Genomic DNA, 22,405 nt, shown 5'->3' with positions numbered 1-22,405 from the left:
GTGGAACAGGCATCTTGCCTGTTCCATTCCACAAGAGATGAATTTTCATCTTGTGGAACAGGCATCTTGCCTGTTCCATTCCACAAGAGATGAATTTTCATCTTGTGGAACAGGCATCTTGCCTGTTCCCTTCCACGGGCAAGATGCCCGTGCCACAAAAGATGAATTTTCATCTTGTGGAACAGGCATCTTGCCTGTTCCCTTCCACAAGAGATGAATTGTCTTCTTGTGGAACAGGCATCTTGCCTGTTGCTAAAAGGCTTATTAAAAATGCTTCAATATGTCAGTTAAACCAGACATCTACGAAAATCCTCTCGCAATTGATTTTCGTTTAAGTTGCGACCGATGAATACGAGTTCATTTTTCGGAGTTTCGGTAGCTTTCCAAGGTCTATCCGCCCGGCCATCGAACACCATGTGTACTCCTTGGAAAACAAATCGCTTGTTGTCTCCGGCGACATTCAAAATGCCCTTTGTCCGAAAGATATTCGGGCCTTGAGTTCGCAACAACTCCTCAATCCAATCGCTAAATTTGTTGCCATCAATAGCACCGGATTCGACTATTGCTACGGAAGTTACTGTTTCATCGTGTTCGTGAGTGTGTTCGCCCAAAAAGTCTGGTTCGATTTCTAATGCCCGGTTCAAATCAAATGCTTTAACGCCCAACAAAGCATCCATTTGTAATTCAGCATTGTGAGTACGGTGAATTTTTGCCATTGCATTCATGGCGCGAATTCGCTTTTCTAATTCAGCCAATTCTTCGTCAGTCACTAAATCAGTTTTGTTGAGCAAAACTACATCAGCAAATGCAATTTGTTCTTGAGCTTCGTCTGCGTCCCAGTGCTGCCCGATGTGCTTGGCATCGACTACCGTGACAACTGCGTCTAACAGTAATTTGTCCCGCATATCTTCGTCTACAAAAAATGTTTGAATTACGGGTGCAGGGTCGGCTAAACCTGTGGTTTCGATGACTATGTGGTCGAATTTGTCTCGCCGCTTCATTAAGTTACCGATAATCCGAATTAAATCACCTCGGACTGTACAGCAAATGCAGCCGTTGTTCATCTCGAAAATTTCTTCATCGGCATCAATTATCAGTTGGTTGTCGATGCCTACTTCGCCGAACTCGTTGACGATGACTGCAACTTTTTTGCCGTGTTCCTGTGTTAAAATTCGGTTGAGCAGCGTAGTTTTGCCTGCACCTAAATAGCCCGTGAGAACGGTAACAGGAACTGATTCGATCGCCCCAGCAGTCACCATACTTTACCTCGATTATTGTACAATGATAACCATTATCGCTATTTTACACCAGACTTGCTGGTAGTAGCAAGTTTATTAAAAAATGTTAAGAGTTTTTAACTACAGGAATACGCAGTCTTTGGTTCAGAGCTTACCCATAGGGCTAGAAACCGGGTTTCTACGAGTTTTGGGAGAACGAGAAATATAGGAAGAAACCCGGTTTCTGAGGTCAGCGTGTGTGGCTAATGACTGATGACAATTAATTGTTAATCATAGCTGCAATTCGATCGCGCTCTAACTCTCGACCAATCAGCACTAATTTGGTTTGGCGGAGTTCCGAAGGTTGCCAAGGACGATCGTAAAAATATTCTATGCGCTCGCCGACACCTTGCAACACCATCCTCATCGGTTTCTTGGGAACCGCCACAAACCCTTTAATCCGATAGATTTCCTCCTGCTGCATCAAGGATTGCAGTTTTTTCACCAAAGCTTCAGGTTCAAACTCGCGATCGGCAATAAAGTAAGTCGAGTTAATATCATCATCGTGCTCGTGTTCCTCCTCAGTGTCGTGGTGACTCGGACGAGACTCCAAATCATCCTCAACCGCCGCATTAAATCCCATTAGCACATCGGGGTTAATTTCGCCACCTTTGCACGGCACAATTTTCACACTCGGACGTAACTCTTGCTGCAACCAGCTTTGGACTTTCTTGTGAGTTTCAGCATCTACGCGATCGACCTTCGTTAAAAGTACCATATCGGCACAGGCTAACTGGTCTTCAAACAATTCCTCGATCGGAGTTTCGTGATCTAAACTAGAATCAGCTTGTCGCTGTGCCATCAAAGCATCGATATCACCGACAAAAGAACCGCTAGCAATAGCTTCGCAATCGACAACAGCAACAACACCGTCTACAGTAGCACCCGTGCGAATTTCCGGCCAGCGAAAAGCTTGAATCAAAGGTTTAGGAAGTGCGAGGCCCGAAGTCTCAATTAAGATACAATCAATTTGTTCTCGGCGCTTCAACAATTCCTGCATAGTCGGCAAGAATTCCTCTTGAACAGTGCAGCAAAGACAACCATTTGTCAGTTCAACAATATTGCTGCTGACAGTTTCTTCTTCGTCGCAAACTTGGCAATCGCGCAGCAGTTCTCCATCAATTCCGATTTCGCCAAATTCGTTAACCAGAACAGCAATGCGGCGACCTTGATTATTTTGCAATAAGTGGCGAATTAAGGTAGTTTTGCCGCTACCGAGAAAACCAGTGATGACAGTAACAGGAATTTTGTGCATTGATAATTTTGTTGTTGTTGGTGAAGGGGAATCTCTCGTTCTCTCGTTCCCAAGCTCTGCCCATTGATGAAAACTTAAGCCGACCGTCCGCCAGGGAATGAATTCCCTGGCTTATAGCTAAAGTCCTCTGAAGAGGACTAATGAGTTCTTCAGTCCTCATAGCGAGGACTTTAGCTTTGAGGCAGGGGTTTCAACCCCTGCCGGACTGCTGCCGGAGGGTCGGAGGGCCGGTTTGACGTTAAGTTGTCACCAATGGGCAGAGCATGGTAACGAGAAAGGCTCTAATTTCCCAGCGGTGGAATCTTTGCTAAAACGCCTTTTTTCAGAGCTTGAGGACGCTCAGACCAAGGCAACAAACCGTCTGGTTTAGCATAGTATTGACCCGCGCATTCGAGTACAGCCTCGACGCTTTCCGACTCATTTGCAGGTAAATCGCCAAACAGATAAGTGTACTTTCCTACAGCAGCAAAAGACACCGCACAAGAGTGACTGCAAGCACTCATGCACTCAACCTCTTGAATCTCAAACTTATCATAAAACTCCCAATCTTTAGCGAGTTGCGACAAATTTTCCATGAATTGTTGACCGCCGCTTTTACCTTCTCGCTTGCCGTTTTTCCAAACACTAGCGCAAGCAGTGCAAACAAATAGACTGTGCTTTGTGCGTACAGCCGCATTAATTCCATCCATCATCCGTACCTCGCAGATGCGTTCAAAAGTGAGTTAGATATCGGCGGGCATTCTGACTTGAGAAACCACAAGGGTTTCATTACAGTTGCGGGACAGCGCCGGACTTGCACCGAACTTTCCCCGTTTCCTCTAACGGCTGCTCCCCGCTAGAACCGATCGCGAAATCAAATCTTATCACAGTTGACGCCTTTTTTGAAAAAAGTTATCTTGGTAATAGCAATTTTTAATATATTCCCAGATAAATTAAACCAGAAGAACTACCTATGACAACTTTTCCCGACTTCTCCACACATGGCTATCAAGTCACTCGCGAACTCGGATACAACAGTCTGGGCGGCCGCGTCACGTATCTAGCTACAGAAACTAACACCAATAAATCAGTTGTTATTAAGCAATTTCAATTCGCGCAAGGGTCTAGCTGGGCGAAATACTCCGCTAGCCAACAGGAAACCCAAGTGCTGAAAAAGCTCGATCACCCCGGAATTCCACGCTATCTTGACGATTTTCAAACAGATAGCGGTTTTTGCATTGTTCAGGAATATATCAATGCCCAATCGGCGTGCGATCGCACTTTTTCGCTGCCAGATATCAAAAAAATTGCGATCGCCACTTTAGAAATTTTAGCTTACCTGCAATCTCAGAAACTGCCTGTAATTCACCGCGATATCAAACCAGAAAACTTATTAATTGACAACCAATTAAATGTTTACTTAGTAGACTTCGGCTTTGCACGAATTGGAGGCGGCTATATTGCAGCCAGCAGCGTTGTCAAAGGTACGATGGGATTCATGCCGCCGGAGCAAATGTTCAACCGAGAATTAACTAAAGCCTCGGATCTTTACGGTTTGGGAATCACCCTAATTTGCTTGTTAACTGGTACAAAATCTGCCGAGGTTGGCAATTTGATTGATGCTAATTATGGCATTCATTTTCGGCATTTAGTACCGCCGTTGCAACAAGGTTGGATGAATTGGTTGGAGAAAATGGTAGCGCCGAGAATTCAAGATAGATATCAGTCAGCGGCTGATGCTTTAGCTGCCCTAGAATCTTTGGATGTTAAACAATTGCCAAAAGTTAGGCTCGCTCTCAATCGGCTGGAACTTACCGCTACAGGATACGGAGAAATTTTAGCGCAAAATATCGCCATTAGCAACCCAATTCCCGATACAATGCTTGGCGGCAGATGGGAAGTCGCGCCACATCCGAATGACCCGCCACACACGCCTTACGACCATTCTTGGATTTCCTTTGAACCGCAGTCATTTGAAAGCAATAATATTGAATGCCAAATTCGAGTTGATACTCAAAAATTGCTGGCAAGTCAAACTTACAACCGCCAAATCATCTTACACGCCAATTCCGAGCCGGAAACTCATACAATAGAATTGCAAGTCACCACATCTGCCTTGCACGTACCGAAAAAAAATACTTCTTTGTCGGCGCGCAGGCTGGCTTTTATGTGTTGTTTTACCTTAGCAGGTTTTATGATTTCGGAGCTATTAACTAACCTCATCAACTCCAACAACGTTTTGCTCCATACTTTTTCGTGGTGGGTACCATTGGTCGTATTGTTTGGATTTAATTCCGCTGAAAATACCATTACAGTCATGACAGTAAATCCAAACAAACTCAAAGATATTAATGTTAAATGGTTAGATTTTAGGCAACTTTTTAAGCAAATATTGAAAGTGATTCTCGGTTCAAGTGTAGTTATCATTATTTTTACCCTGATGTTTTTTTTAAGCGCGGGGATTAAAGAACTACCTATAATAATTGATCTAATAATTAATATAATTTCCGCTACAATTTCTTCATGTGGGGGAATCGTAGTAATGGTGGTGTTAGCGAGATATTTAATTTTTTTAATGATGATAGATACCAGCGTTAACAATCTAGTTGCCGAGCAAGCAAGTAGAAAAATTTTTAAAGCAGATGCTACTAAAATATCCTTTCTTACTGTCGCATTTTGTACGCTCTTGGGAGCAACTTTTCGATTGTTTTTTAAATTGGGTAATCAGTTGGAATGGGTTGAACCAATCGAAATAATAGCCACAGTAGGAGTGACACTGCTCCCTCTAGTCGTGATTGCAATTGCGTTAGTTGACACGCTCGTTTTTAACCCAAAAAGAATTATTTCCAACTATCGCAAATCAGAACAAAATTTAATTAGACCGTAGTCATCATTCCTTAGTCATTAGTCAGCAGTCATTAGATTTGAGATTGTACGATCCGCAGATTGGGAGATTGTACGATTGAGATAATTCCCAATTCCCAATTACAACTGTCAACTGTCAACTGTCAACTATTTAACTATGAATGCTTTTCCTGACTTTTCTAACTACGGCTATCAAATAACTCGCGAACTCGGACACAATCGCGCCGGCGGTAGAGTTACCTATCTCGCTACCGAAATTAATACCCAACGTGCCGTAGCTATCAAACAATTTCAATTTGCCAAAACAGGCGCTAATTGGTCGGAGTATCAAGCTTACGAAAAAGAAATTCAGATTTTGCGAGAACTGGATCACCCCAGCATTCCTCGGTATTTAGATTCCTTCCAAACAGCATCGGGTTTCTGCATGGTACAGGAATACAAAAATGCCAATTCCCTCGCAACTCTTCGCAAGCTAACGCCACAGCAAATCAAGCAAATTGCTATCTCGGTTTTAGAAATTCTTAAATACTTGCAAAACCGCGTTCCGCCATTAATTCACCGAGATTTAAAACCGGAGAATATCTTAGTGGACGATCGCCTGAATGTCAGCCTTGTCGATTTCGGATTTGCTAGAATCGGGGGGGGAGAAGTGGCTGCTAGCAGCGTTGTCAAAGGCACCTTGGGCTTTATGCCACCAGAACAAATGTTTAACCGCCAGCTAACTGTGGCATCGGATTTATACAGTCTCGGCGCGACGCTAATTTGCTTGCTAATCAGGATAAGTTCTCTCGAAATTGGCAGCTTGATGGACGAGACGGGACGGATTAATTTTAAAAGGCAGATTAATTTTAAAAATCGCTTGCAGCAGTTAACTCCAGAATTTATTGACTGGCTGCAAAAAATGGTGGAACCTAATTTCAAACACCGCTATCCTTCGGCAGATGCGGCCCTCAATGCTTTGATTCCCCTCGAAGTAGTCCAGCAGCGCCACAACTCAAAACTTGCGCTGATATTAGTCGGATTATCAACAGTAACGGTATTGTTAACAGTAATTGCTCCAATTGCTGCTATGCTTAGTCCCGTCGTCGCTGCTATTTTTAGACCGTTGTTACTAAATTATCCCCAACCTCAAGCAGTAGTTGACTCCCCACTAATAACTAACAAACTAAATTTAAAAGCTTTAACTCAAGCGAGGTTGACTGACGAGCTAGAAGCTACAAAAACTACAGATGTCTGGTCTTTGAAACAACAAAAGAAAGTCTATTTGACCGTAAGTGCTGCGAGCTTGCCAGAGGGAGAATATAGAGGAGATTGTGAGGTGTTTAATCCTCAAGGAAAATTAGTACAGCGGGGTGCATCGAATTTAAAAACGACAGGAGGTAGATTAAATACTTGGTGCTGGTACAATTTTCAAAAAGATGACCAACCTGGCAATTGGTACTTTGAATTTTACTTAAACAATCGAAGAGTGGCGCAAAATAGTTTCAAAGTCTTACCTTAACATAGTTGTCCCGGAGGGGCAGTGAATTTCTTTGCCGTCAAAAGTTGGCCCACTCCTGATTGTTTTAGGAGGGGCATCGCTCTCACAAACTGCTGCCATAGTTGTTAGTAGATTGCTACCATTTTTTTTGAAAGCAACTACTGCACCCGTATACCACCTCTTGTTGCTACGAGAGCGAGGTTGGGCGAATGCGAGTGTCATTTCAAATGGTGCTGCTTCGCTTTGATTGTGTAAAGTTTGAACCGGACCCATTGATAACCGAGTTCTGTATTTATAATAATGATCGTAGGTTTCTTTTTCACTTCCTAGACCTAATCCTTTTAGGGAAGAACTAAATTGATTATTTTCTGCATAGTAAGCTTGCTGCCTTTGATTGATGAGTAAAATTTCTTTTTCTGCTATGGCCGATCGCGGAATGAAGTATACTATCGTGTTGTATTTGAAATCGTACCAACACAACATTAGGCTGGCTAGCAAACCGCACTGAATTGCCATTGACACTCCGGGAATTCCGTCTAAGAAACTTGGTATTTTAACTCTGGGTTGTTTACTTGCTTTAGCTGCATTTCTTGGCATTTTTTCGACAGTTATTTTTACAGTTATAAGTTTACTCCTTAAGGTCTTACCTTAAGATTGCATTCGCTCGATCGACCTTGAAAAAGTTTGTAGTGTTCGGCTTGTAGAGGCGGGTTCGCCAAGGGAATTAAAGGTAGCAAATTTGTAGGGTGCGCCACAAGCACCCTACAGAGTACAAATTATGCAGTTTCGTGCTGTTTGTGCCATGCGGGATGCCACAGCAATTCAGCAGTCGATCGCTTCTCGACCATTTCAGGAGTAATCATACAGTTAGCCACATCCTTGCGAGAAGGCAACTCGTACATCACATCCAGCATTAACTCTTCTAAAATGCTGCGGAGAGCTCTGGCGCCGGTTTTGCGACGATAGGCCTCCTGGGCGATCGCCCGTAGCGCTTCCGGCTGGAATTCCAACTCCACGCTGTCCATCTTCAACAGCTTTTGATACTGCTTCACCAGCGCATTCCGGGGCTCGGTCAATATCTGCATCAAAGCTGCCTCATCCAGCGGCGAAATCACCGTCACCACCGGTATCCGCCCCACAAACTCAGGAATCAAACCAAACTTGACTAAATCGTCCGGCTGTACCTGCTGCAAAATATCAGCGGCCCGCTTGTCTTTCGCCGGCAAAGTTGAGTTGCTGTCGCTTTCTGTTGGCTGAATAAAGCCCAAGGATTTTTTACCCAAACGCTGTTCAACTATTTTTTCCAAACCGACAAAAGCACCGCCACAAATAAATAGAATTTTGCTAGTGTCAACTTGAATAAAATCTTGGTAAGGATGTTTGCGGCCGCCTTGGGGGGGCACGTTAACCACTGTTCCTTCCAACATTTTTAGCAGCGCTTGCTGCACTCCTTCTCCCGATACATCCCTAGTGATCGAAGTGTTTTCGCTTTTGCGAGCAATCTTGTCAATTTCATCAATATAAATAATGCCCCGCTGCGCCGCTTCAACATCAAAATCGGACATTTGCAGCAGCCGCAGCAAGATATTTTCTACATCGTCGCCGACATATCCAGCTTCTGTCAGTGTCGTCGCATCCGCTACCGCAAACGGAACTTCGAGCATTTGCGCCAAACTTTGCGCTAACAAAGTTTTGCCACAACCTGTGGGCCCGACTAGCAGGATGTTGGATTTTTGCAGTTCTACATCGCTGTCAGGGGAAGACTTGTCGCTATCTTTAGCTGGGTCAACGCTCAAGCGCTTGTAGTGGTTGTAAACTGCTACAGAAAGGACTTTTTTTGCTGAATGCTGGCCGATGACGTGGTTGTCTAAATGCTGCTTAATCTCTGTGGGTTTCGGAATTTGAGCTAAAACAATTTTCGATTTGTTCGATCGCCCTGGGCGCCGGGTTCCTTGTCCCTGAGACTCACGCACCTCTGATTGGGGAATCTGTTGACCAATTGTTTTACTGGAGTCAAAGAACTCCTCCTCTAAAATTTCATTGCACAGTTCCACGCATTCATCGCAAATGTATACGCCGGGCCCAGCTATTAACTTGCGGACGTACTCTTGCGACTTGCCGCAAAAGGAGCATCTGAGATGGGAGTCATATTTTGACATATTTGCCTCTTAATTTACGGTTGCGGTTGCTTGTTTCGACTGGGGAAGTTGCCGCGGGAGCGACCTTAGCTTTGCCCTAGAAGGGTTTCCCGATCGGACACCCAAGCCAGTCAGTCGATTTTAGATTTTAGATTTTAGATTTTAGATTTACTCCACAGAGGAATTTTGGAGCTGAACTAGGGTCTAAAATTTGGGGCTCTGCACGACTTAAGTCGGGGGCTTGTCTCCGTTTTTTGGCGGAGTCAAGCTTCGCGATCTCTGTTTCTAAGTTAACACTTTTGAGGCTTTAGTCATTAGTCATGAGTCCTGCGAGCAAATTTGAATTTTTCATTTTCACTTGAAAATAAAGCCGCACGGGCTTACCATTTTTTGTATTCCAAAAATTTTCCCGACATAATTATTTTCACTCGATCGCCTTTTGGGTCTGCTTCTTTCTCGACATCCAAAGTAAAGTCGATCGCGCTCATAATCCCGTCACCAAATTTTTCGTGAATCACTGCTTTGAGTGGCATCCCGTAAACCTGCATAATTTCATAGAAACGATAAATCAGGGGGTCAACCGGAACCGAGGCCTCCAAAGAACCTTTTAACGGAGGTTCACACAGAACCGCACCCGTCTCGCTATCTAGTCCCAAAGCCGAGACAATTTTCTCGGCTTCATCTTCTGATGCGGTAGCTTGACGGTAAATAACCGCAGCAATCCAAACTTCGTCGCGCCCCAAAACTTTTTCCAAATCTGCAAAACTAATTCCCTTAGCTTTTTTAGCCGCCAAAAGCTTTTCTGTAATTCCTGAAATTGCCATTAAATATTCTCCCCTTCACTTCAGTGTCAGATGTGAAATATGTCTCACATTTTGGTGATTTTGTCAATACCAAATCGAGAAAAAAATCGAATTGATAGGTCGGAACTTCAGCCCAAGTTGGTCTCGTCAACCCCCACAACTCATACAATTTGAGATTTGAGATTTGAGATGTTAGATTGGCAATGACTTATGACTACCAGGGTTGGGAGCTAGTCAACAGTTGCATTATTTTTGCCAACTCGTATCACAACCGCTAAATCCTAAAATAACTCCTAACTGCCCAGGGGCAATGCTACAGTTGGCAGTATATGTAATAAAAGTTACACGCGCCAAGGCCTTCGGCATTCGGCAAACGGGTGAATTTTGATCGTGCTAGCCTGAAGATCAATCCTCGCTCACGCAGCCAAAGCCCCTTTACCACTCAAAACCGGCAACTGACAAAAGTATTGTAAAACTTCGTAGAGTTTATAAGCAATTATCAACAATAATGGTATCATATCGCTATGAGTGTTGAACAAGAAATACGCACAGCCCAAAGAACGGAAGTCTCAAATGCAGCTAACTCCAGAGGCACATCATTAAATCAACGTCACACCGTTTCGCCCAAATAGACGAACTAGCTTTCAAGTCGAAAAACCTCTACAATGCCGCCAATTACGTCATTCGTCAGAGCTTTATTTATGGATGGGGTTATGTCAGTTATAACGAAATGAATCGATTGATGAAGTCTCATGAAGCCTACAAGGCTTTGCCTGCAAAAGTTAGTCAGCAAATCTTGATGGTGTTAGACAAGAATTGGAAATCGTTTTTTAAAGCAGTTAAAGCTTACAAGGCTGATTCTTCAAAATTCACGGGTCGCCCAAAATTGCCAAAGTACAAAGACAAAACCAAAGGGCGAAACCTTCTCGTCTACACGATTCAAGCGATTAGTAGTAAACAGTTGAAGAAAGGAATTATTAAACTTTCTGGTACTGAACTTTTAATCAAAACCAAACTCAATCCCAACCAGATTTGTCAAGTTAGGCTGGTTCCGAAATGTGATTCCTATGTAATTGAGGTAATTTATGATGAACCGGAGTCCACCCTTGGCAATGCCAACTCTGTAGCTAGTATTGATTTGGGACTGGATAATTTAGTGGCGTTAACTTCAAATCAACCGGGATTTATCCCTTTGTTGATTAACGGGCGACCATTGAAATCGATTAACCAGTTCTACAATAAGCGGAAAGCACGATTGCAATCCCAGTTAAAAGGGAATCGCAAAACTTCGCCCCGCATTCAGCGCTTAACTCGCTGTCGCCATCAAAAAGTTGATAATTACTTACATCATGCTAGCCGTCTAATTATTAACCTTTTGCTCACCAAGCAGATTGGGACGCTAGTAATTGGTAAGAACGCGCAGTGGAAAACAGAAATCGAGTTAGGGAAGCAAACCAATCAAAACTTTGTTAGTATTCCTCACTCTCGATTAATTGAAATGTTGGAGTACAAAGCTCGGTTGGCGGGAATCACAGTAATTGTGCAGGAAGAATCCTACACATCCCGATCCAGTTTTTTAGGTTTAGACCCAATTCCTGTTTATGGAACAACAGAAAAAGAGCCTGTGTTTACTGGTAAGCGGATTAAGCGGGGTTTGTACAAAACATCGACGGGTCAGCTAATTAATTCCGATGTGAATGCTTCGTACAATATCCTCAGAAAAGCAATCCCAAATGCCTTGTGCGATGGGATAGGGAGCTGCGTAGTTCAGCCGAGGCGGGTCGATCCGCTCAAAGTGAAAGGGAAGGGGGAGGGACTTAACGCCTCCCATGTCATGCAATAAATGACTATACTTTATACCAGCTATGGAGATTCAGACCAAAGATTACACGATCCAGTACGATCGCGCTACGCAAACAGTCACCTGTAGCGGCTCGTTCCGACTCAGCCAGGTGGAAGAATACGCACCGATCGTCGATCTGCTCAACGAAGTGGCTGACTCCTGCCCAAACACGGTGACTCTAGACCTGCGAAAGCTAGAATTTTTAAATAGTTCTGGAATTAATATTGTCTCAAAATTTGTGATCAAAGTGCGCCAGCAAAAAAATATTCAAATGGCCATCAAAGGTTCTAAACAGATCCCCTGGCAGATAAAATCCCTGAAAAACTTGCAGCGGCTGATGCCTTCCTTGCACTTAGAATTGGAATAGTATCGAAAAAGGTAAAGATGAATCCCCGGCTAAGTCCGCGAACCAGGATCAGGGTGGCTGAAGTTAATCGGAATAAGTCATAGTTAAACTAGCACAAAACCATAAAAAACTTCAGAACCGACTAAAAATTACCAATTTTCAATTGCTATGCAGGAAGAACCATCGACAGAACAGCTACTTTTCGACGTTCAGCGGCTGAGTGCGGAACTTGAAAACTTGAAGCGCGAAAAGGTTGACCTAGAACTTTTGCTGGAGACTACCACCGAACATTCAGATACGATGGAAGCTCACTTGCTGAGCAAAGCTCAGTTGGCGCTGCGTTCAAGCGAAGAGCAGTTTCGGGCGATCGCCTCGGCAACTCCCGTGCCCATATTAGTTTCTCGCCTCTGTGACGGCTTAATTCTGTATGCGAACGCTCAATTGGCTTCTCTGCTGAACATACCCCTAGAAAAATTGATCGGCTGCAGCACTCCCGACTTTTACTTCAACCCCGCCGATCGCCCAAAGGTACTTGAGGCACTTGCTAAGGACGGATACCTCCAAAACTACGAAATCCACTGCAAAAAATCAGACGGCACCGCTTTCTGGGCGATGATCTCGGTTCAGTCGCTGGTGTTTAACGGCGAGCCGACAGCATTGTGCGCCTTGTACGACCTCACCCAGCGCAAGGAAGCAGAACAAACCCTCCAAGAGAGCGAAAAGCGGCTCCGCCGCCAGAGTTTGGCTTTGTTGCAGCTAGGTAGACAGAGGACTCTCAACAGCGGTGCGCTGAATGTGGGAATTCGCGAAATTACCGAGGCTGCAGCCCGCACTTTGGATGTGGAAAAAGTCAGCGTCTGGCTTTACAACCACGGAAGATTTGGAACTCGCTACCCGAACGAACCCCAGCTAAATTTTACGGAGAGAGTGCTCGCCCACAACAAAACAGAGCCACTCGATACAGAGGCCGCGGCCTCAGAGCAACAGGAGGGGGTGAATCATTCTAAGTTTAAAATGCCCAACCTCAAATTAGTTTGTCTCGACTTGTACGATCGCACCCAGGAGAATCATTTGAGCCGGGAGTCCATATCGCCCAGCGATTTAAATTTATCCCTTTTAGATGTTGAGGGCGACGCACCGGGCGAAAATGTGCGATCGGAGAATGGTTTAGAACCTACGACAAAGACTCAAAAATCTCTACAAACAAATTTGTCCCACGCATCTTCGCTAGCCGAACATTCCGCTGTGCTGCCAAATGCCAGCAAGCCCAATTCATCCATATTAAATGTAGCAATTAGGCTCGGCGGGCAGATCGTGGGCATCCTCTCTCTCGAACATATCGGCGCGCCCCGCCAGTGGGCTCTAGAGGAGCGCACCTTCGCCGATTCTTTGGCAAATTTGGTAGCGCTGGCGATCGAAGGATTTGAGCGCCAGCGGGCTCAGGAAGCACTCTCCAAAGCCAAAGCGCAGCTAGAAATGACCGTCGATCAGCGTACCACTCAACTCACCACCGCCAATAAACTGCTCCGCATCGAAATTGCCGAGCGCAAAAGAGCCGAAATAGCCTTGCAAGAAGCCTTACACAAAGCTGAAGCAGCTTCGAGAGCTAAAAGCACTTTTTTAGCCAATATGAGCCACGAGCTGCGGACACCGCTCAACGCGATTATCGGTTACAGCGAAATGCTACAAGAAGAAGCACGGGAATCGGGACTCGAAGAGATCATTCCCGATACCCAAAAAATTTATAGCGCCGGCAAACACTTGCTGACTTTAATTAACGATATTCTCGACCTTTCTAAGATAGAAGCCGGTCGGATGGAGCTTTATTTAGAAAAATTTGACCTCTGTAATTTAATAGAAGAAGTCGTTGCAACTTTGCACCCTTTGGTCGAAAAAAATCACAATCAATTGCAAGTTTCTTGCTCTGAGACTTTGGGAGTGATGTATGCAGATTTGACTAAAGTCCGGCAAATTCTGTTCAATTTGCTCTCGAATGCCCTGAAGTTTACCGAAGGTGGAACGGTGCTGTTGAGCGCGACTCGCGAACCAGCAGGTGACAGCGATTGGGTTTATTTGCAGGTATCTGATACGGGGATTGGAATGTCGGCCGAACAGCAGCAGGGTTTGTTTCAACCTTTTATTCAAGGGGACGCTTCGACTACTCGCAAGTACGGCGGCACCGGTTTAGGATTGGCCATTAGCCGCTTGTTTTGCCAGATGATGGGCGGCGATATCACTGTTGAGAGTGAGTTGGGTGGTGGCTCTACTTTTACTGTTCATTTAAAGGCAGAAGTTGATATTAGTTAGAAGCAAGTTGGGCAACTAGCAATGTAGGGGATTTAAGGGATTTAACGGGTGGGGGTGTTTCCAGGAATTGTGTACCGGATTTAACGGATTTAACGGCTCGCAAAAGATGGAATAATTTCCCCATTACCAATTATCCATTACCAATTACCCATTACCAATTACCCATTCCCTTTTTAATTGTGACACCGATCGCGATCGACCTCTGTTGTCGATCACACACTAGCATTTGTTTTCAGCCTAGAATACCTATATTATCCCAAAATTGTCCTGCAGGCACGATCGGGCGTCTCGCTGCATTTACAAATCCCACCTCAACCTAATTAAGGGGGTGGGGGGTTGCTTCCAGAAAGGCAATTTGGTAAAAGTAATGCTATGGTCGCGAAGCAGTAGAAGGCCAAATTTAACAGGAAATCAGGAAGTTTCAAAAGTCTCTGGACGCAGAAACACAATTCTGCTTTTTGCCTTCATACTGCTTCTACTGGCGAGATAGCACTGCTGCTGAAAGCAATGCACAATTTATCAGAATCAAAGGAGTGCATCTACATGATTAAACCTTGCAGTCAACCGCTAAAAATAAATCCTTTTACTTGTTATCGCGATCCGGCTACAGGCAGGTGGACTACTGTAGTTACAACTGTTCAGAACCCTTGCGAAACAGACTCTAGTTTAAAAGCAGAAGCCGAAGCCGAAAACGAAGGTAAAGCAGAAACGATCCTTTCTGCTTCGCCTGCTGTCTCGGTGTCGAAAAAAGTCCTTTCTTTCTCCTTGCCTCAGTTTAAACACCGTGCCAAAAAATCTGCTGTTAGTGTCAGCAGGTAGCTATCGCAGGGGTCTAATCTAGTTTCCACGGTTAGTCCCCCACGATGGCCCAATAAAAAAACAAACTTATCCATAGCCTAAACTGCCAAAAAGCGATATACTGGCAGCAAAGTTTCTCATTCAATATTCGTGAAGTATTTGCTCGATCGCTGCCTCCACTTTGTATGGACAGACCGACCAATTCGCCAGCGGGGAACAGTCATCATTGCTATTCCCATGATTTTTCTGTTTGCTTCGCTGCTAGCAATTGCCGGCCTCCGGGATAGTGCCATAAAGATAAGAAAGCGAGCAGATACTAATAAGGCAATACTTCAGGAAACTAACCGGTTGATCGGCCTGGTGGTAGATGCGGAAACGAGCATTAGGGGTTATGGGTTGACGCAGCGCCGCGAATTTCTATTACCCTACTTAGAAGCAAAGAAGAGTTTGCCTCCGCTGCTGGCTAAACTCAAGGTATTGGTTCAAGAAAGAAAACTGCAACCTCAGCGATTTGAAGAAATTAAAAAAAGTACCGAACAGCAAATAAATTTCTTGCAAAACATTTTGAATAAGCTCGACAGTTCGGCAAGAAGGATGCAGTCAGCGGAAAGAATTCAGGTGTTTGCTCAAGGCAAATTGAACATGGATAAGCTGCGTACACAAATTAATGCTTTTTCTGAGGCCGGCGAAGCCTACCAGAAAAGTGTAGATCGGCAACTAGGGGAGTTGGTAGATTTCATTAATTTTGTGCAAGTTGCGGGTTTACTTTCCGGCTGTTTGGGTGCAGGGGCTTCCTGGTATTTATTTGATAGTTTAGAGAAGGAATTGATGAAGCGGGAAGCTGGCTTGGAAGAAAGTAAAAGTCGCATTCAAGCTGTGGTAGACAATGCGGCTGACGGTATTATTACTTTGGACGCACAGGGAAATATTGAGTCTTTTAATAGGGCAGCAGAAAAGATTTTTGGCGAGAAAGCCGATCGAATAATTGGCTCTAACCTGCGGCGGCTGATAGCTCAACCGCTACCGCACAACAGCGTGGGGGATTATTCGATCGAATATTTTGTGTTGCATCCAGATACTACGCTGAAGACTTACCAGCAAGAAACAGTTGGAATTCGACACGACGGAACGAAGTTTCCGATGGAGTTGTCTGTCAGCGAAATGCGTCTGGCCAATCAACACTTGTTTATTGCGATTTGCCGCGATTCCAGAGGACGAAAACAAGCCGAGGAAACTCTGCGAAAGCAAGCGCAAATGCTGGATTTGGCAAATGATACGATCGCGGTACTAGACTTGAATGGGGCAATTTCTTATTGGAATTTGGGGGCGAAGTGGCTCTACGGGTGGCGGAAGTCGCAAGCAATGGGAAAAAATATTCACAAGCTTTTACAAACAGAATGGGCCCAACCGTTTGAGGTAATTCAAAAAGTATTTTTCGAGAAGGGCTCTTGGCAAGGAGAACTGGTGCGAACCAAGAAAGACGGCACAAAAATAACAGTCGCAAGCCGGTGGACTTTGCAGTACGACGATCAAGATCAACCGGTGGCTATTTTGGAAATTAGCAACGATATTAGCGATCGCAAACGCTCAGAAATTGCTTTAGCCCAAAGCGCTCAGCGGTTTCGCGCTACTTTTGAGCAGGCGGCAGTCGGCATGGTTCAAGCGACTGTCGAAGGCAAATTTCTGTTAGTCAATCAAAAACTTTGCGAAATTTTGGGCTACAGCCGGCAAGAATTGGTGGAGAAAAGATTTCAGGATATTACTTGGCCTGGAGATTTGGCAAGCGAACTCGAACTGTTGCGCCAATTGTTAGCAGCAGAAATTGAAAATTTCTCTCTGGAAAAGCGCTACATCCGCAAAGACGGAGAGTTGGTGTGGGCCAACTTGACGGTTTCGCTCCTGCGAGAACAAAATGGCACTCAATTTCTGATGAGTGTGGTAGAAGATATTAGGGATCGCAAACAAGCTGAGGAATCGCTGCGGTTGCGCGCTCAAGAATTGAGGTTAACAGCCCAAAATCTGGCTCAAACGACCAATGTTTTAAGAAAGCGGAATCAAGAATTAGACCAGTTTGCTTATGTAGTTTCTCACGATTTGAAAGCGCCGCTGAGGGCGATCGCCAATCTCAGCAGTTGGATAGAAGAAGACCTCAGCGAGTCAATGACAGAGGATACTCTGCACCAAATGAACCTGCTGCGCGGCAGAGTTCACAGAATGGAAGCTTTGATTGAAGGACTGCTGCAATATTCCCGTGTCGGACGCATTAAAGTAGCTTTAGAAAGGGTAAAAGTTGAGAATTTATTAGCCGAAATTATTGATTCTTTGGCGCCGCCGTCGGGATTTGAGGTGAAAGTTGAACCGGGAATGCCAACTTTTGTGACAGAAAGATTGCTGTTGCAGCAGGTTTTTTCTAATTTAATTAGCAACGCAATTAAGCACAACCGAGCTGAATCTGGTCAGGTAAAAATCTCGGTTAAAGAGTTAGATGATTTTTACGAGTTTTCTGTAGAGGATGACGGGCCGGGGATTGCTCCTCAATATCACGATAAAGTTTTTGTAATTTTTCAGACCTTGGAAGCTCGCGATAAAGTTGAAAATACTGGGATTGGTTTGTCGCTGGTGAAGAAAATTGTCGAAGGTCAAGGGGGCAGTATTTCCCTAGAATCTGCTGAAGGTGAGGGAGCAACTTTTCGGTTTACTTGGCCGAAGCAACCTATTAGCCAAGACGGAAAATAAAACAACTCTCAAGGTATAGCACTCCTAAATGATTCGTGTAATTCTTGTAGGGGCAAAACCCACGCCCGGTTGCCCCGCCTTGACTGGGGTAGGCACGGGGAGTAGGGGTAGCACTACCCCTACATATTTTTACAAATGATTTAGGATTGCTATAGGAGGTTTACGGATCGCCGCAATCCAAAGAGTAAATGTAGGGTGCACGCGGACTACCCAGAACCCGATAGCGACTGTTTAAACTGCATCACAGCGGATTTCGATGATAAATCCATCAGGATCGTAAAAGTAAATGCCACGTCCTGTAGGGCGAGTGACGGGGCCGCTATCGATCGCAATTTGATTTGACTTTAGCACTTCCAGAGCGCGATCGAACAAATCCGGCTCGATATCGAAGGCTAAGTGGTTGGCGCGGGTAAAAGCTTTCTCCGGGTCTGGGTTTGGCGGTTCTAAGTCTGGCTGCCAAAATAAGTCAATAACAGTACCGTCTGGGGTAACGAAATTAGCGACTTTACCAGCGGCTACCATTTTTGTTAAAGTTGCGGGAATTTCTGCACCTGTTAGTTCGTGCAGGCCGAGAATTGTACCGTAGAAGTGGCGGGAAGCTTCCATGTCGCGCACGTTTAAAGCGATATGGTGAACGCGGCGCAAATTCCCAGGCGCGAGGGCAATTTTGACGTTGTTTTCGGTAGTTTGCATGATTGTCAATTGCGAATCTTCAAATTGAAAGCAGTTTGATTTATTCAGATGGTGCCCTGTAAAATAAGCATTTTAAGTTGGTCGTGAAAACTTTTATTAGCGTCGTGCGATCGCACATAATATCAAGTATTCAGGACTTACGCATCGGGGTCTACAAACCGGGTTTTTTACCGAATCTGCGGTCTACAACGGGTTTTATCGTAAAAAAACCCGGTTTCTCAACAATCGTGCGTAATATCATGTCCGGTCGATTACTATAATATACGTAGGTTGGGTTAAACAAAGTGAAAACCCAACATCAATAGGTGTTGGGTTTTCACTTCGTTCAACCCAACCTACTGCAGGAATCGCGGTCAATCGATCGCACATCATATCGATTAGTATTATTTTTCTTTAGGAAACGATGCCATGCCTACAAATAGCATGGCCAGACCACCTGCCAGAATTGCGAAGGCAAGTACACCTACAACTAAATCTAATCCCGATGTATTTTCCATTAAATTAAACCGTTCTCCAATTAAATACAATCATCGGTATTCGTTCAGGGTTGAGTGCTTGCAAACAATGGGGAAGAGCAGAAAAAAAATAGCTTTCCACTTATTATAAAAAAAGCCTATTAATTTCTTCCCTCTTCCTTAAACATCCATCCGTTAAATCCGTTAAATTCTGTAAACTGCTTAGTTGCCGAACTTCTTATTTTGCCAATTCTCGATCGATAGCAGCGATTAGTTCGGGCGAATCGGGGCCAACACTGCTGCGGAATCTAGCAACCACTTCACCTTGTTTGCTAACTAAGAATTTCTCAAAATTCCAGGAAACCTCACCCTTGGGCTCGACTGCACTCGTCAGCTTAGCGTACAGCGGGTGCTGCTGAGTGCCTTTAGCGCGTACTTTGTCAAATAATTCAAATGTGACGCCGTATTTTGTAGTACAGAAATTGACGATTTCTGGATTACTTCCGGGTTCTTGACCTCCGAAGTCGTTGCAGGGAAATCCTAAAACACGGAGTCCAGCCGCGCTGTACTTCTGGCTTAATTCTTCGAGTCCTTTGTATTGAGGTGTATAGCCACATTTGGAAGCTACATTAACTATCAAGAGTACCTGGCCAGCGTACTCTCCTAGCTGCTTGTCTTCGCCTGCGATCGTTTTTACTTTAATGTCGGAGATTGTGCTGGGCATTTTCAAATACTTTTAAATTTGACCACCACAATTTTACCGCAAGTCGGTACAATTTTGTCTAGAGGTCGATCGCTAAAAATTTCCATCTCCCGGTCGGGGCGGGTTTACGGATATCGGGCTGATATTATAGATATGGGTGAACCCGCCCCTACCAAAATTACGGTTAATTTACCGAACCCGATCTTAGTAGATGGCGGTGAACTTTCTCCCCAGCAGGACTCGCCACAGTCCGCTCTTAGATTTAAGTTTGTCGCTAATCGCTAAAATCTACACGGAAAAGGACGAATATTTTAACTCTCTGAGTTGTGTTCCGTCATCCATTTTTGGTAAGTATCCTCAAGTTGCTTGTCTTCGAGAACGAGTTCGAGGCGGACTTTCACGCAACCGTGACGGGGTTGAGAGGCGATCGAATTTAAGATTTTGCTAGCTTTCTGCACAGAGGTAAATTCAGCCTTAACTGTCGGTTCTTGGCGATCGCTCTTAATTTCCGTCAAATCTATACCGGTGATGTTTCCCTGGCCTAAATCTATTTCTGCCAACACCTTCGGATCGTCGCCGACTTGTTCGACAATCAGCTTTTCCCACTGGATGGGTACTTGTACCATCCGAGTTTCAATTTCTTTACGCACTATGACTTCGCCGACTTTGCGCTTGCTGCGATTGATCACCAATCGTTCTTCTAACAGGCGAATTACTTCTTGATCGACAATATCGAAGTTTTCCTCATCCCGATCAGTCTCCCCATTTGCATCTGTGCGATCGGCATCTGTTAGATTTGACATAACTGTTGAGGGATTTGTTAACTCACTGTTGCTAAATTCACTATCCGATTCGGAGGCATTTTCTAAATACGGAGACCCGCCATTTGCCGAAACTACCGGCAGCAGATCGAGGTGTTCAGAATTAATACTTACAAACAGCGCTTTTTGGTGATAATCGACTTTTTTGAGCAGCTTAACACTTAATAAAAAAATGCGGGGATTGTCGCTGCCTAGCCCGGCTACCACAAAGTTTAACTGACCGTTAGCATCAAAATAGACATCTTTAACTTTGCCTACTAAGTGACCTTGGTTGTCTTTGACGGTAAAACTTTTTAGCTTAGTTCTGACTTTTTCAGGCACCCGGTTGAGACGGGTTATTGATTTGGCAGTTGCTATCTTTTCTGCTGATGCTTGACCGTTCATTTTTTAAACTTTCCTGCTTAGGGATTTTTATTATGAATTGGTAAGGGGAAATTGGTAAAGGCGGGGAAAGTGTATAAACCTTGCCAAAACTAGACAAGTTTTGTACCCCCCCCCGCCCCTCACATAGGAATTGTGCGATCGCCACCAATTCAATCAAACCTGCGCGGTGACAGAATTATGTCATTAAGGCGCAATTCCTATGCCATACCTGTTGCGGTTGGTTTAGATCTTTGGATTTTTATTATCTACAACCGCAGTTCCATCGGTCTTAACCTCTAATTCTTCACGACGCAAGGTTTCTTCGCCCTCAACGGTGGTGCGAACCACTTCTTTTCTGACGTTGACTTCTTCGCGGACGAAAGCTTCCTTGTGAATGTCGGCCGTTTCTTCGTAGACTTCCATGCGTGCAACTTCCCCTGATTGGAAGTCAGCCTCACCGACTGAAACTACTCTACCCGCTTCTACCGGGGTTACTCGATCGATTACGACTCGTTCTTTTTCAATGGGTACTGAAGCTCGCGCTGTTTCAGTTTCCACGCGCTTGCCAACTGCTACTTCGCCTGTTTTTGCGCGGTGTTTGTTAGCAATCAAGCGTTCTTCATAAAGCTTGAGATTTTGGTGCTGCTGTTCGTTGGTTTCGTAGAGGGGGCGATCGATATCGTAGCTGTAGTTGCTGCGATCGTAGCTAGCAGGAGTTGCAGGAGTTGCAGTGCTGGCAGCGGCAGTTCCTTGATTGCGGTAGACGCCTCTTACCTGTTCTTCGCGATCGTAATCTACTGCTTCTAATTCATTGTAAGCCGGCAATTGTTCTGCTTGAGCTTTGTTGCGAAGACCTGTGGCGTGGACGCGACGGGCTCCGTAGTCGAAGCGAGCCGAGCCGATTGGCAACAATACTTTTTTGCCAAAAATCCAAATACCGGTGTCAATTACCAGATAGCGGAAACGACCGGTGTCATCAACCAAAGCGTCATAAACGGTGCCTACTTTTTCATCAGAGTCGCCGGCATAAACATCAAATCCCTTGATGTCGTCTCCCGCAAAGATTTCTTCCTGATAATTCGGATAAAAGTCTGCTAATTTTTGAAGGGCCATGTGTTTTTTCCTCTTTGCTCTACTTAAATTAATAGTAGAAATTAATTCGTTGACTTCCCTCTCCCTAAAGTCTGAAGTGTAGAATTTAGGGCGTTTAATACTATAGGAATACTACGGCATCTCTTCTTCTGTGCTAGCGCGCTCAGCTATTTAAAAGATTGTAAAACTCTACAAGCGTCCATCTTATAACAAGTATTAAAACTCAAAGCCAACCGTAGGGACACAGCAATGCCGTGTCCTACTCCCCCTGCTGGATACTCCTTTTCTGTTGCGGTGTGCCTACTGTTAATAATTGTTAACTAGGTAGTGACAAATCAACATTACATAGTAGTACACAAATCTCAAAGCCCCTCATCTTGTAGGAGAGGGCAGGGCTGTTTTATTCTCACGGAAATCATGGTTTTGTAGGGGTAGCGCCCCCGTGCCTACC

17 protein-coding genes, 1 pseudogene and 1 riboswitch are annotated in these 22,405 nt (G+C 44.6%); of the genes and pseudogenes, 8 read left to right on the top strand and 10 right to left on the bottom strand.

Translation table 11 applies throughout. The features are described from left to right. Window positions 1-287 precede the first annotated feature (287 nt). From QUB16_RS18310 to QUB16_RS18300, 3 genes are all read right to left on the bottom strand, one after another. Window positions 288-1,259 (bottom strand): GTP-binding protein, encoded by a 972-nt coding sequence (locus QUB16_RS18310; RefSeq protein ID WP_333318186.1) that lies wholly within the window; start codon window positions 1,257-1,259, stop codon window positions 288-290. 238 nt (window positions 1,260-1,497) lie between these two features. Beyond that, window positions 1,498-2,532, bottom strand: coding sequence for a cobalamin biosynthesis protein CobW (gene cobW, locus QUB16_RS18305; RefSeq protein ID WP_333318184.1), 1,035 nt, complete (start codon window positions 2,530-2,532; stop codon window positions 1,498-1,500). Window positions 2,533-2,813: 281 nt separating this feature from the next. Then, window positions 2,814-3,224 (bottom strand): DUF1636 domain-containing protein, encoded by a 411-nt coding sequence (locus tag QUB16_RS18300; RefSeq protein WP_333318182.1) that lies wholly within the window; start codon window positions 3,222-3,224, stop codon window positions 2,814-2,816. 22 nt (window positions 3,225-3,246) lie between these two features. Then, window positions 3,247-3,393: riboswitch (cobalamin riboswitch) on the bottom strand. A gap of 91 nt (window positions 3,394-3,484) precedes the next feature. Between QUB16_RS18300 and QUB16_RS18295 the strand changes: the two genes are divergently transcribed. Both QUB16_RS18295 and QUB16_RS18290 read left to right on the top strand, forming a co-directional pair. Next, window positions 3,485-5,398 (top strand): serine/threonine-protein kinase, encoded by a 1,914-nt coding sequence (locus QUB16_RS18295; protein ID WP_333318180.1) that lies wholly within the window; start codon window positions 3,485-3,487, stop codon window positions 5,396-5,398. A gap of 135 nt (window positions 5,399-5,533) precedes the next feature. After that, complete coding sequence (locus QUB16_RS18290; protein WP_333318178.1) at window positions 5,534-6,877, top strand: serine/threonine-protein kinase; 1,344 nt, start codon at window positions 5,534-5,536, stop codon at window positions 6,875-6,877. On the opposite strand, the gene QUB16_RS18285 is transcribed toward QUB16_RS18290, so the two are convergent. From QUB16_RS18285 to cynS, 3 genes are all read right to left on the bottom strand, one after another. Continuing rightward, window positions 6,869-7,453 carry a type IV pilin-like G/H family protein gene (locus tag QUB16_RS18285; RefSeq protein ID WP_333318177.1) on the bottom strand — a complete coding sequence of 195 codons (585 nt, stop codon included), beginning with the start codon at window positions 7,451-7,453 and terminating at the stop codon, window positions 6,869-6,871. The two genes, QUB16_RS18290 and QUB16_RS18285, sit on opposite strands and share 9 nt — an antisense overlap. A gap of 179 nt (window positions 7,454-7,632) precedes the next feature. Next, a complete protein-coding gene (gene clpX, locus QUB16_RS18280) occupies window positions 7,633-9,015 on the bottom strand; it encodes an ATP-dependent protease ATP-binding subunit ClpX (RefSeq protein ID WP_333318176.1) in 1,383 nt (460 codons plus the stop codon). A 359-nt stretch (window positions 9,016-9,374) separates the two neighbouring features. Next, window positions 9,375-9,818, bottom strand: coding sequence for a cyanase (gene cynS / locus QUB16_RS18275; protein ID WP_333221371.1), 444 nt, complete (start codon window positions 9,816-9,818; stop codon window positions 9,375-9,377). A gap of 552 nt (window positions 9,819-10,370) precedes the next feature. Between cynS and QUB16_RS18270 the strand changes: the two are divergent. The 5 genes and pseudogenes from QUB16_RS18270 to QUB16_RS18250 all read left to right on the top strand — a co-directional run bounded on the left by QUB16_RS18270 (window position 10,371) and on the right by QUB16_RS18250 (window position 17,827). Next, a pseudogene (locus QUB16_RS18270) lies at window positions 10,371-11,640 on the top strand (RNA-guided endonuclease InsQ/TnpB family protein). A gap of 22 nt (window positions 11,641-11,662) precedes the next feature. Next, window positions 11,663-12,007, top strand: coding sequence for a slr1659 superfamily regulator (locus tag QUB16_RS18265; RefSeq protein ID WP_333143483.1), 345 nt, complete (start codon window positions 11,663-11,665; stop codon window positions 12,005-12,007). Window positions 12,008-12,154: 147 nt separating this feature from the next. After that, window positions 12,155-14,293: an ATP-binding protein gene (locus QUB16_RS18260; RefSeq protein WP_333318175.1), complete on the top strand. Its 2,139-nt coding sequence runs from the start codon at window positions 12,155-12,157 to the stop codon at window positions 14,291-14,293. Window positions 14,294-14,800: 507 nt separating this feature from the next. Beyond that, window positions 14,801-15,112, top strand: coding sequence for a hypothetical protein (locus QUB16_RS18255; protein ID WP_333318174.1), 312 nt, complete (start codon window positions 14,801-14,803; stop codon window positions 15,110-15,112). Between the two features lie 129 nt (window positions 15,113-15,241). Continuing rightward, the gene (locus QUB16_RS18250) at window positions 15,242-17,827 is read left to right on the top strand and encodes a PAS domain S-box protein (protein WP_333318173.1); all 2,586 of its coding nucleotides are present in this window, start codon (window positions 15,242-15,244) and stop codon (window positions 17,825-17,827) included. 231 nt (window positions 17,828-18,058) lie between these two features. Here the strand turns inward: QUB16_RS18250 and QUB16_RS18245 are convergent, their stop codons facing one another. Both QUB16_RS18245 and QUB16_RS18240 read right to left on the bottom strand, forming a co-directional pair. After that, the gene (locus QUB16_RS18245) at window positions 18,059-18,520 is read right to left on the bottom strand and encodes a VOC family protein (RefSeq protein WP_333318172.1); all 462 of its coding nucleotides are present in this window, start codon (window positions 18,518-18,520) and stop codon (window positions 18,059-18,061) included. Between the two features lie 693 nt (window positions 18,521-19,213). Continuing rightward, entirely contained in the window at window positions 19,214-19,699 is a 486-nt protein-coding gene (locus QUB16_RS18240) for a glutathione peroxidase (protein WP_333161383.1), read from the bottom strand. A gap of 18 nt (window positions 19,700-19,717) precedes the next feature. Here QUB16_RS18240 and QUB16_RS18235 point away from each other — a divergent pair, with 18 nt between their 5' ends. Then, window positions 19,718-19,963, top strand: a complete 246-nt coding sequence (locus QUB16_RS18235) for a hypothetical protein (RefSeq protein WP_333318170.1) — start codon at window positions 19,718-19,720, stop codon at window positions 19,961-19,963. Between the two features lie 26 nt (window positions 19,964-19,989). Here QUB16_RS18235 and QUB16_RS18230 read toward each other — a convergent pair whose 3' ends face one another. Both QUB16_RS18230 and QUB16_RS18225 read right to left on the bottom strand, forming a co-directional pair. Then, window positions 19,990-20,883 (bottom strand): DUF2382 domain-containing protein, encoded by an 894-nt coding sequence (locus tag QUB16_RS18230; RefSeq protein ID WP_333318168.1) that lies wholly within the window; start codon window positions 20,881-20,883, stop codon window positions 19,990-19,992. A 222-nt stretch (window positions 20,884-21,105) separates the two neighbouring features. After that, a complete protein-coding gene (locus QUB16_RS18225; protein ID WP_333318166.1) occupies window positions 21,106-21,975 on the bottom strand; it encodes a DUF2382 domain-containing protein in 870 nt (289 codons plus the stop codon). Window positions 21,976-22,405: the final 430 nt, after the last annotated feature.

This window comes from Microcoleus sp. D3_18a_C4, assembly GCF_036702415.1.
In the GTDB taxonomy this organism is placed as follows: Bacteria; Cyanobacteriota; Cyanobacteriia; order Cyanobacteriales; family Microcoleaceae; genus Microcoleus.
This window is presented reverse-complemented; position numbering and strand designations above follow the sequence as displayed.

Excerpts from the sequence above, each read along its gene's own strand:
- QUB16_RS18300 (WP_333318182.1), bottom strand. The coding sequence starts at position 3,224 with ATGATGGATGGAATTAATGCGGCTGTACGCACAAAGCACAGTCTATTT.
- QUB16_RS18230 (WP_333318168.1), bottom strand. The coding sequence starts at position 20,883 with ATGAACGGTCAAGCATCAGCAGAAAAGATAGCAACTGCCAAATCAATA.
- QUB16_RS18240 (WP_333161383.1), bottom strand. The coding sequence starts at position 19,699 with ATGCCCAGCACAATCTCCGACATTAAAGTAAAAACGATCGCAGGCGAA.
- QUB16_RS18295 (WP_333318180.1), top strand. The coding sequence starts at position 3,485 with ATGACAACTTTTCCCGACTTCTCCACACATGGCTATCAAGTCACTCGC.
- QUB16_RS18290 (WP_333318178.1), top strand. The coding sequence starts at position 5,534 with ATGAATGCTTTTCCTGACTTTTCTAACTACGGCTATCAAATAACTCGC.
- QUB16_RS18245 (WP_333318172.1), bottom strand. The coding sequence starts at position 18,520 with ATGCAAACTACCGAAAACAACGTCAAAATTGCCCTCGCGCCTGGGAAT.
- QUB16_RS18260 (WP_333318175.1), top strand. The coding sequence starts at position 12,155 with ATGCAGGAAGAACCATCGACAGAACAGCTACTTTTCGACGTTCAGCGG.
- cobW (WP_333318184.1), bottom strand. The coding sequence starts at position 2,532 with ATGCACAAAATTCCTGTTACTGTCATCACTGGTTTTCTCGGTAGCGGC.
- QUB16_RS18225 (WP_333318166.1), bottom strand. The coding sequence starts at position 21,975 with ATGGCCCTTCAAAAATTAGCAGACTTTTATCCGAATTATCAGGAAGAA.
- QUB16_RS18255 (WP_333318174.1), top strand. The coding sequence starts at position 14,801 with ATGCACAATTTATCAGAATCAAAGGAGTGCATCTACATGATTAAACCT.
- cynS (WP_333221371.1), bottom strand. The coding sequence starts at position 9,818 with ATGGCAATTTCAGGAATTACAGAAAAGCTTTTGGCGGCTAAAAAAGCT.
- QUB16_RS18310 (WP_333318186.1), bottom strand. The coding sequence starts at position 1,259 with ATGGTGACTGCTGGGGCGATCGAATCAGTTCCTGTTACCGTTCTCACG.
- QUB16_RS18265 (WP_333143483.1), top strand. The coding sequence starts at position 11,663 with ATGGAGATTCAGACCAAAGATTACACGATCCAGTACGATCGCGCTACG.
- QUB16_RS18285 (WP_333318177.1), bottom strand. The coding sequence starts at position 7,453 with ATGCCAAGAAATGCAGCTAAAGCAAGTAAACAACCCAGAGTTAAAATA.
- clpX (WP_333318176.1), bottom strand. The coding sequence starts at position 9,015 with ATGTCAAAATATGACTCCCATCTCAGATGCTCCTTTTGCGGCAAGTCG.